10 protein-coding genes are annotated in these 10,000 nt (G+C 46.1%); 5 read left to right on the forward strand and 5 right to left on the reverse strand.

Annotated features, from left to right (window positions below; genetic code table 11):
- Nucleotides 1-1,019, reverse strand: a 1,019-nt coding sequence (locus LDL40_RS00320) for a PAS domain-containing methyl-accepting chemotaxis protein (RefSeq protein ID WP_300992513.1), incomplete at its 3' end; no start/stop codon positions are given.
- Between the two features lie 357 nt (nucleotides 1,020-1,376).
- Here LDL40_RS00320 and LDL40_RS00325 point away from each other — a divergent pair.
- Nucleotides 1,377-2,216 (forward strand): alpha/beta hydrolase-fold protein, encoded by an 840-nt coding sequence (locus LDL40_RS00325; protein WP_300992515.1) that lies wholly within the window; start codon nucleotides 1,377-1,379, stop codon nucleotides 2,214-2,216.
- Nucleotides 2,217-2,370: 154 nt separating this feature from the next.
- Nucleotides 2,371-4,122 (forward strand): PAS domain S-box protein, encoded by a 1,752-nt coding sequence (locus LDL40_RS00330; protein WP_300992517.1) that lies wholly within the window; start codon nucleotides 2,371-2,373, stop codon nucleotides 4,120-4,122.
- A 48-nt stretch (nucleotides 4,123-4,170) separates the two neighbouring features.
- Here the strand turns inward: LDL40_RS00330 and LDL40_RS00335 are convergent, their stop codons facing one another.
- On the reverse strand, nucleotides 4,171-4,863 hold the full coding sequence (locus tag LDL40_RS00335; protein ID WP_300992519.1) for a pirin family protein: 693 nt from the start codon (nucleotides 4,861-4,863) through the stop codon (nucleotides 4,171-4,173).
- A 197-nt stretch (nucleotides 4,864-5,060) separates the two neighbouring features.
- Complete coding sequence (locus tag LDL40_RS00340) at nucleotides 5,061-5,507, reverse strand: DoxX family protein (protein ID WP_147905103.1); 447 nt, start codon at nucleotides 5,505-5,507, stop codon at nucleotides 5,061-5,063.
- A gap of 180 nt (nucleotides 5,508-5,687) precedes the next feature.
- Here LDL40_RS00340 and LDL40_RS00345 point away from each other — a divergent pair, with 180 nt between their 5' ends.
- From LDL40_RS00345 to LDL40_RS00355, 3 genes are all read left to right on the forward strand, one after another.
- Nucleotides 5,688-6,596, forward strand: a complete 909-nt coding sequence (locus LDL40_RS00345) for a LysR family transcriptional regulator (protein ID WP_300992524.1) — start codon at nucleotides 5,688-5,690, stop codon at nucleotides 6,594-6,596.
- 131 nt (nucleotides 6,597-6,727) lie between these two features.
- Nucleotides 6,728-8,200 (forward strand): sodium:solute symporter family protein, encoded by a 1,473-nt coding sequence (locus tag LDL40_RS00350; protein WP_300992526.1) that lies wholly within the window; start codon nucleotides 6,728-6,730, stop codon nucleotides 8,198-8,200.
- On the forward strand, nucleotides 8,193-8,786 hold the full coding sequence (locus LDL40_RS00355) for an HAD family hydrolase (RefSeq protein ID WP_300992528.1): 594 nt from the start codon (nucleotides 8,193-8,195) through the stop codon (nucleotides 8,784-8,786). Before LDL40_RS00350 ends, LDL40_RS00355 begins: the two co-directional genes overlap by 8 nt.
- 14 nt (nucleotides 8,787-8,800) lie before the next feature.
- On the opposite strand, the gene LDL40_RS00360 is transcribed toward LDL40_RS00355, so the two are convergent.
- On the reverse strand, nucleotides 8,801-9,601 hold the full coding sequence (locus LDL40_RS00360) for an ion transporter (protein ID WP_300992530.1): 801 nt from the start codon (nucleotides 9,599-9,601) through the stop codon (nucleotides 8,801-8,803).
- A 78-nt stretch (nucleotides 9,602-9,679) separates the two neighbouring features.
- Nucleotides 9,680-10,000, reverse strand: a 321-nt coding sequence (locus tag LDL40_RS00365; RefSeq protein ID WP_300992532.1) for a hypothetical protein, incomplete at its 5' end; no start/stop codon positions are given.

Raw genomic sequence — 10,000 nt, forward strand, 5'->3', positions numbered from 1 at the left:
GCAGCGTTAAGTGCCAGCAGATTCGTTTGATCTGCAATAGATCGGATAGTGGTCACTATGGCTGATATCTGTCTGGAATCTTCATTCAGATTCGAGATCTGATGGGTAGCCTCCTGCATTTCTTTTGAAATAACAGCAGAATTGTCTCTTAAGGCCTGCATTTGCGTTTTGCTTGAAACCACAACTTCCACTGTCTCTAAGGAGGCATGCATCGCCATATTCGCCGCATGTTCTACAGCTTGTTCTTGTTTTATGTCGGCGGAAATATCAGAGGCAAATTTGATCACCTTCACTACTTTGCCATTGTCGCCATAAATAGGGTTATAGGTAGCCTCCAGCCAAATTGACTGGTTGGACGCATTCAGTCGCTGAAACCGCCCAGATTTAAATTGTCCTTTGGCCAACTCAGCCCAGAAATGTGGGTGTTGCGAATAAAAGTCCGAAGTGCAGAATATTTTGTGATGTTTGCCTTTGATTTGTTGCAGGCTATACCCCACAGACTGCAGAAAGTTGTCGTTGGCGGTAATAATGGTACCGTCAGGTTCAAACTCGATCACCGCCTGAGATTTATGCAACGCCTGAATGATAGCGTGCTGATCTTTCAGCTGAGCGGTTTTTTCAGTGGCGTCGCTGGCAAACTTAACGATACGTACAACTTTGCCCTCTTCCATCACAGGGAAGTAAGTTGCCTCCAGCGCTATAGCTGAGCCATCTTTTTTGTAGCGGGTAAAGGTTTTTGAATGAGGAATGCCTTGTGCAAGGCTCTGCCAGAACTTTGTGTACTCAGTACTGCGCGCATAATGCATATCACAGAATATTTTATGATGTTGCCCGGCTATTTCATCAGGGCTGTAACCTACAACAGCAAGAAACAAATCATTGGCTTCGAGAATAAATCCCTGAGGATCAAAAACGATTAAGGGAATTTGTTTTTGCACTGCTGCGTAAAACAAAGCTTCAGTTGAAGTTTTTACCGGCTCGGGTGCTTGTTTTATGAATTTTAAAATAGCGCTCAACATAAACAATACCTCGCTGTCAGTTAATACCTCGGCTGTGAGGTACAACTCTGCTTTGCCTTAAAGCAAAAAGCCAAACATCAACTTTATGCTGTTATTTAGTGCAAATATAGAGGACAAAAGAGACAAAGTCAACAAAATGATAAAGTTGATTAATTTTGTAATTTTAATCATGGGCTTAGCCTTGGGGGAGCAGGACATAGCTCCAGACTCAGATACCGCATTAAAGTCTGCGTGAACACCGGATAAAAAACGAAAGAGATGACGCCTTATTCTGTAACACTTTTTTGGTTGTTGTTTGCTTAGCCACTGGTTAGGCTCGGCTCTTGTCATAAGGTGTGTAATGAAGGAGTTGCGGTTATGCGTCAATTTAGCTTGATCTGTTTTTTAGTCTTGCTGTTAGTGGCATGTAGCGAAGCAGAACAACAATACAAAGTTTCCACAGCTTCAACAGAAGTGACTGTATTGGACAGTGTTTTTCCTATGCCAGGTTTGAACAGGACCAGACAGGTGCGTTTGTATTTGCCGCCAGGCTACCAGACATCAGAAAAACGCTACCCTGTGCTTTATATGCATGACGGGCAAAATGTGTTTGATCAGGCCACTTCTTTTGCCGGTGAATGGGGGGTAGATGAAAGCCTCAATGAACTTGCCGCCGCAAACCAGCTCGAGCTGATCGTTGTCGCCATTGATAACGGAGGGGAAAAACGCATGACTGAATTGAATCCTGCCGATCATCCACAGTATGGTCAGGCTGAGGGTAAAGCTTATATTGAATTTATCGTCGGCAGCGTTAAGCCTTATATAGATCAACATTTCCGTACTTTGGCAGACGTGAATCACACTGGCATTATGGGCAGTTCAATGGGGGGATTAATCAGTCATTACGCTGTAGTACAATTCCCCGAAGTGTTTGGCAAAGCGGGTATCTTTTCACCTTCTTATTGGGCCAGTGGCGCTAAAGTCAGTTGGTTTGAAAATCAGAGAGCTGCTACTGATGCACTTTTGTATTTTTATATGGGAGAAGAGGAAGGCGAGTCTATGGTGCCAGATGTGCAAAGAGTGTATCAGTCGGTGCTTGCCAAAGGCCACCCGGCAAAGCACACTCAGTTTCATTTGAAGGCCAATGCTGACCACAATGAAGCGGCATGGCGCGCTGAATTTAAGGCAGCAGTACTGTGGTTGTTCAACGACAAGTAGTTATGGGAGCTTCACCTGATCTCATTTAATAAAGGCTATATTGGCCAGGTGCCTTATCTAAAAAAATATCGTCTTTTTCTGTACTAAATCAACTACATGCCTATAGTTAATACGTACCTATCCTGGTATTTTTGCAGCGAGGGAGTGTGTGGTTATGTTTAGCCTAAGTTCGAATTCCGACAATATAGTCAATGCCATTAATGCTACTCAGGCAGTGATCCAGTTTTCGCTGGATGGACAGATTGAGCATGCCAATGAAAACTTTTTGCGACTGATGGGCTACCAGTTACAGGAAGTACAAGGTAAGCATCACAGTATTTTTTTAGAATCGGGTACCGCCACATCAGCAGCTTATCAACAGTTTTGGGCTGATTTGCGTGCAGGAAAACCTCATACCGCGGAATTTAAACGTATTACTAAAAGTGGTAAAGCGGTCTGGATCCAGGCCTCTTACACTCCTATTTTGAAAAATGGCAAAGTGTCAAAAGTGATCAAATTCGCTTCAGATATCACTGAGCAGGTTTTAAAGCAGGCAGATTTTGCATCTCAGCTGCAGGCTATTCACAGAGCTCAGGCAGTGATTGAGTTTAATGTCGATGGAACAATACTGTTCGCCAATGCTAATTTCCTGAATTTAATGGGGTATAGCCTAAAAGAAGTCACAGGCCAACATCACCGGATTTTTGTAGATCCAAAAGAAGCGAACTCAGGCAGTTATGCTGAATTTTGGCGTCGGTTAAAAGAGGGGCATTATCAGACCGCTGAGTATAAAAGACTGACTAAAACTGGTCATGAAATATGGATCCATGCCACATACAACCCGATCAAAGATCCCGATGGTAAAGTTCTGAAAATAGTTAAGTTTGCCAGTGATATCACCCACGAAGTTGCGCAGAAAAAAGAGTTCCGCCTACTTTCGATGGTTGCCAATGAAACGGACAACGCTGTGATGATTTCTAATTCAGACCGCATTATCCAGTACGTGAACAAAGGCTTTAGTCAGATGACAGGTTATGCGGCCAATGAAGTCTTAGGTCATGTAGCAAGGGAGTTTTTGGTTGGGCCTAAAACTGATCTTGTAACTAAAGAACGTATAGAAGCGGAACTGAGCGTTCCCCGTGCTTTTTATGATGAAATTGAGATCCACCGTAAAGACGGCTCGTCGTTATGGATCTCTGTGACCAGCAATCCGGTTTATGACGAAAAAGGTCAACACAGTCATTTTATCGCTATTTTGGCGGATATTAGCAAAGTCAAATCGTCAGCTTTGGAGTATCAAACCCGTTTTCAGGCCATAGGTCAGTCGAATTTAATGCTGGAATGGGACAAAGAGGGGCGATTAAAGGATATTAACGATTATCCACAACGCCAATTTAAATTGAATAGTGAACAATTCAGTAAAGTTGTAGCGGACTGGCGCAGTTTTTTAACTCAGGAACAGGTTGCTAAAGTATTGGCCGGACAAAGTATAGCGGTAGATATACATATTCAGTGTAATGGACGGAAACTTGGTATAGCTGCAACTTTTTGTGCAGTCAGAGACACCTATGGTGAATTGCAAAAAATTATTATGTTTGGCGCTGATATATCTGAACGTTTACAGGTCGTACAAACCAGTGATTCGGTGATGTCTGAATTGGTCAATTCTGGCCAAAGCATTAATAACATGGTGTCTTCCATTAATTCTATCGCTGATCAAACCAACTTACTGGCGCTCAATGCGGCCATTGAAGCTGCGCGGGCAGGGGAAGCAGGTCGTGGTTTTTCCGTCGTCGCTGATGAAGTGCGGAATCTGGCTTCCAAAGCCAGCGCTTCGGCCAGTGAAATCAACACAGTAGTGGGACGTAATCAGGCATTATTGACTAGTTTGTCTGAGACCTTAAACAAACTAAACAAAAGAGCTTAATTGGCGAAGCAAAATATGAAGGGAGCGGCAAGGCGGCTCCCTTTGATATTAAGGCAAATCAAACCACAAGGCTTTGACCGGACCCGAAGTAGCTAAGGCTGCTAATTCAGTTTGTTTACTGATCTTTGCGCCATCTCCTGCTTGCATTGTGATGCCGTTTAACTCCAATTCCCCTTCAATCAGATGCAGGTAGTAATGGCGTTTTGTGGTCACAGGCAACTGAATCACATCATGTTCACTTAACAACAGTTGTGATAAACAGGCATCCTGTTTGATGTGCAGGCTACCGTCCCGACCGTCAGGTGAAATCACTAAAGTTAAACCTGGTTCAGCTTTAAAATCTTTTTGCTGATAACCTGGAGTGCCGCCAAATTGATTTGGCTGGATCCAGATCTGCAGGAACTTTAGCTTGTCCTTATCGCTGGCGTTAAATTCGCTGTGGTAAATGCCTTTGCCTGCACTCATCAACTGAAATTCGCCCGCTGGCAGAGTTTTCACGTTACCGGCTGAATCTCTGTGGGCTATTTGCCCTTCCAGCACATAGCTGATGATTTCCATGTCCTGATGGCCATGGGTGTCAAAGCCTGCCGCTGCATCTACTTCGTCATCGTTGATCACCCGCAGTGCAGAGAAGCCCATATGGGCAGGGTCGTAGTAGCGGCCAAAAGAGAAGCTGTGCTTGCTTTTTAGCCAGCCGAAAGCGGCTACGCCACGATCGGCAGAGCGTCTTAATTCAATCATGATATCCCTCGTACTTGAAGCCGCAGCTTTGTTGTCTGCCCTGGCTTTCTAAAAAGAGTTTCGCCCCAATCACATAGTGGCCTATGTTCATGGAGACTCATTCACTTGTCGCCGCGCTGTGACTCCAATAACTTTGGATATCGACGCGGCTTTGGCAGACTCTCTCTTTTGCAGAGAGAGTCTCTTTGAGTGGATGCTTAGTTCAGTTTCTTCGCGATAATGGCGTCGATTGAAGCTTTTCCTGCACCGCTGAACAACAGAGATACACTGGCAGCTAACAGAGCCAGGCCGAATTCGTAACCGTTATTGCTCATAAACAGACCGTTAGCAAAGTGCACTTTAAAGATGGCCACTAACATGGCGATAATTAAAGTCACTGCAGCAGGGCGGGTTAGTACACCAAACACCAGCGCCAGACCACCAAAAAATTCAGCTGCACCTGCTAAAAACGCCATCAGTACACCCGGAGCCAGGCCTATGCTTTCCATCCAGCCACCAGTGCCTTCTAAGCCGTAGCCACCAAACCAGCCAAATAATTTTTGAGCACCGTGTGCAGCAAAAATAATACCTACCGGTACTCGTAAAGCTAAAGCGCCAAAACCTGCGTTTGTACTAAAAATTTGTTGTAAAGTTGCTTTGTTCATATCATTCACCTTTAAATAAATTGACCGTTAATTGGAGTTGTCAGACTGCCTTAAACCGCTTGTCAGTTCCGATGTGTGTACTTTAGTGCGACTTGCATTTTTAAAAAAGCGGAATAAACTGAGCTCTGTGTTCAAAATATTTGAATTATTGTGGCTCTGCGTACTGAGACGAAGGATTTTATGGCCAATCACCCTATTTTGACGTTGGACGCTTTGCGCGCTATGGACGCTATTGACCGCAAAGGCAGTTTTGCTGCAGCGGCTGAACATTTGTACAAGGTACCTTCAGCCTTGAGCTACACCATAGCTAAGCTGGAGAGCGATCTGGATGTGCAGTTGTTCGACCGTTCTAAACAAAAAGCACAGTTAACCCCAGCGGGTCAGTTGTTGTTGCAGCAGGGCCGGGAATTATTGCAGGCGGCCAGCCGGTTACAGGATGCAATTAAACAAGTCGATACTGGCTGGGAAACTCAGTTTGTGATTGCCAAAGACAGCATAGTGCCTTACCCGCCAGTGCTGAGTTTAATTAATGAGTTTATGAGCCTTGGCAAAATGACCGAGGTCAGTATGCGTGAAGAAGTTTTGGGTGGTGGCTGGGAGGCGCTGGAGACAGGTCGTGCTCAAATTGCGGTCGGGGTTTCGGCCGATATGCCAAAAGGCAAGTACGAGTTGGTCCCTATAGGGGAAGTGGAGTTTGTGTTTGCCTTATCGCCTTTGCATGAACTGGCCAATATCAACAGACAAATAGATTTAACTGACGTAGAACAGGAAACCGCCATAGTGGTGTCAGACTCCGCATTGGACGCACCTAAACGTAGCAGTGGCTTATTCAGCACCCGTCGGGTGCTTCGGGTGAGTTCGATGCAGGCAAAAATTGCTGCGCAGGTACAGGGCCTTGGAGTAGGGTTTTTGCCTAAACATTTGATCCAGGATGAACTGGCCAGAGGCTTATTAATAGCGAAAAAAACCAGTATTCCACGAGATAAAGCCATGTTGTATCTGGCCTGGCAAAAACAAGGTCAGGGAAAGGCGCTGCAATGGTTTAGTCAGGCTTTGAGTCAATATCCCTGGGCCCAGGTCTGGTGCTAGAGCCTGCATAAAAAAGGTGAAAAAACTTCAGCCAAAACCGCAGATTTTTGCTGTATTTCAATAGATTGATTGGGTAAAGTAGCGCCAATTTTGGTGCCGCTTTTTTAGCAGGCTAAACAGGTTTTGCGCTTATGTTATTAACCTTAGTGATTTGTTATTGGGTGTTTTCTGTAGCCCTTGGATTATGGGCTGCACTGCGGGTCAAAAACACCCGCGATTTTGCGGTCGCAGGCCGGCACCTGCCTTTTTATATGGTTACGGCTACCGTCTTTGCCACCTGGTTTGGTAGCGAAGCTGTGCTGGGGATCCCCGCTACTTTTATCGACGGCAATTTACGTGACATAGTGGCTGATCCTTTTGGTGCTGCACTCTGTTTAATTTTGGTCGGGGTATTTTTTGCTGCGCCTTTGTACCGGATGAAATTACTGACCATAGGCGATTTTTACAAAAGACGTTATGGTCGTTCTGTTGAAGTGCTGACCACTTTAGCCATAGTGTTGTCTTATTTAGGTTGGGTTGGGGCTCAGTTAACAGCTTTAGGTCTGGTATTTAATGTGGTCTCTGACGGCGCTATCAGCATGACAGCCGGGATGTGGATTGGCGCTGGCAGTATTCTGATTTACACCCTGTTTGGCGGTATGTGGGCAGTGGCTATTACCGACCTGGTGCAGATGATCGTGATAGTACTTGGGCTGTTGTATATAGGCGGCGAAGTGTCAGAGATGGTTGGTGGTGTGTCCATTGTGGTGGAGCATGCCGCGGCAGCCGGCAAACTGGAATTTTGGCCCGAGGCTGATTTAAAGGCCATCATCGCTTTTATAGCGGCAGCCTGCACCATGATGTTGGGTTCTATGCCACAGCAGGATGTGTTCCAACGGGTGCAATCAGCGAAGTCGGAAAAAATTGCCGTCTGGGGTTCTATCCTTGGCGGTTCTTTGTATTTCCTGTTTGCATTTATTCCGCTTTTTATCGGTTACGCCGCCACTTTAGTTGCCCCTGATATGGTGAAGAACCTGATGCAGTCTGACTCTCAGCTGATTTTACCTCAGTTGGTATTACAGCATATGCCGCTGATTGCGCAGGTAATTTTCTTTGGAGCTTTGTTATCGGCCATTAAAGGCTGCGCATCCGCTACTTTGCTTGCACCTTCAGTTTCTTTTGCTGAAAACATACTGAAACCTCTGTTGCCTCCGCTGCAGGATAAACAGCTGTTACGGCTGATGCAGGCTGTAACCTTAGTCTTTGCTGGCTGCACTTTGACCTATGCACTGAACAGCGAATCCACTATCTTTGGCATGGTGGAAGATGCCTACCAGGTGACTTTAGTCGCCGCTTTTGTGCCACTGGCTTTTGGTGTCTATTGGCGCAGAGCCACCAATCAGGGCGCTTTAATGGCGATCACTTTTGGTGTCAGTACCTGGCTGGGTATTATTTTCCTTGGCCCTGAAGACCCTTATGTGCCAGCCCAGTTTGCCGGCTTACTGGCCAGTATTGCCGGTATGCTGATTGGTTCTTTGATGCCGCAGTACTTCGAACACGATCATTCGGTTCACGACAAGCTACACAGTGGTGAAATGGCCCATAAAGGCCCAGAACATGGCTGATTTTCTGCAAAGGATTAAAGCTGTTGTCTTTGATTTAGACGGCACTTTAGTGGATTCGCAGCTTGATTTTACCGAGCTGCGTCGTCGTTTGGGCTGGCCTGAGCAGACTTTGATCCTGGAGCATTTAGCCAGCTTAAGCTGTGCTATCGAAAAACAACAAGCAGCGCAGATTATAGTCGACTTCGAGCTTGAAGGCGCCCGCAAAGCCAGCTGGATGCCTAATGCTGATCTGTTGTTACAGCAATTGAATCAGCGTGCTGTGCCTATGGCGATCTTGACCCGCAATATGCGTCAGGCCACAGAACTTTGTATGCAGGCGCTTCGTATCCCTATTGAGTTAGTACTGACCCGAGACGATGCTCCGGCTAAACCTCAGCCTGAAGGCTTGTGGCTGATAGCCGAACGTTTAGGTGTGCAGCCTAATGAAATGTTGTATGTCGGTGACTACCTGTTTGATATCCAGACCGCCCGTAACGCGGGTTCCTATTGCTGCTTATACCGTTATGGTGATAACCATATTTACGCAGAGCAGGCCGACCTGGTAGTGGATGATTTATTGGATTTGTTAGTGCATTTGCAAAAATAAGATGTGACCTCTGGTTAAAGATCTTTTTCCAGCACCTTTGGCAAACGGCGGTGTTTTTCTTTGGCTTCTTTAATGGCATCGCTAAAGGCAGAAGCCAGAATGCCTGTGGGCACTGCAATCATACAAATACCAGTGACTGCAGTGATCCCCGCCAGAATGCGGCCAAGTACAGTAACAGGGTAGACATCGCCATAGCCCACTGTGGTTAAGGTAGCGACTGCCCACCAACTGGCGCGGGGGATAGAGCCAAAAGCTTCAGGTTGGATATCTCCTTCGACTAAATACAGACAAGTCGCAGCAAACAGCAAAATAATCACACCAAAAATACCACTGACCAGCAGTTCATAAGTACGACTGCGCACAGCTTCAGCTATACATTCCAGCGCTGTAGAGAAACGCCCCAGTCGTGCTAAGCGCACCACTCGTATTAATAACACCAGGCGTAAAATCACGCCACCATTGCCCAGATACAGTGAAAAGGCCACCAGAATGGCCAATAAATCCGCCAGGGCAAAAAAAGAAAACACATGTTTCCAGCGACTGGTAACTGCATCGTTTTCAATGCAGGTCCAGAGTCTGGCCAGATACTCAAGCAAAAACAAAGAACCCAACGCCAGCTCTGTGTAACGAAACCAGTGTTCATGACCCTGGCGTATGTTGGGTTCGGTTTGAATAATCGCCAGTAAAATACCAACCAGTATCACCAGAGCTATTGCTATATTCAGTGGCGACATGCCATTGCCTGAATACAGCACAGGGTCGAGCTGATGGGCTAAGCGGGAGCGTAATTGATGAAGAAAACTTTGATCGTGCATAACACACCAAAAGTTGAAGTTATGCCTGATTGTCTGAGCAAGCAACTGATTTGGCAAGGTGTTCTTCAGATCTTGCCGCTAAAAATCACCCGGGATCTCGTCCAGTTCTGCAATGGCATTCTGTAGCAAGGCTTGTTGCCGTTCCTGCTCCGTTAATATGCCAACAAAAGGCGTGCGGCGGCGTAGCTTGCGTAAATAAGGGCTGTCTTCTGTGATGCCTGCACAAAACTGTTCTGGTTCAGCATAAAGCTCTAACACAGACACCCAATGCATATAAGCACCATACCCCAGCTGGCCGTTGTCGCGCCGCTCTTCCAGTTTGGCTTTGACCTGTTCGAGCAAAGCAGGCTCAGCCAGTAATTTGTTTGCTATTGCCTGATGCAGCACCAAAATTTGCCG

Source organism: Rheinheimera sp., assembly GCF_020217005.1.
Taxonomy (GTDB): Bacteria; Pseudomonadota; Gammaproteobacteria; order Enterobacterales; family Alteromonadaceae; genus Pararheinheimera.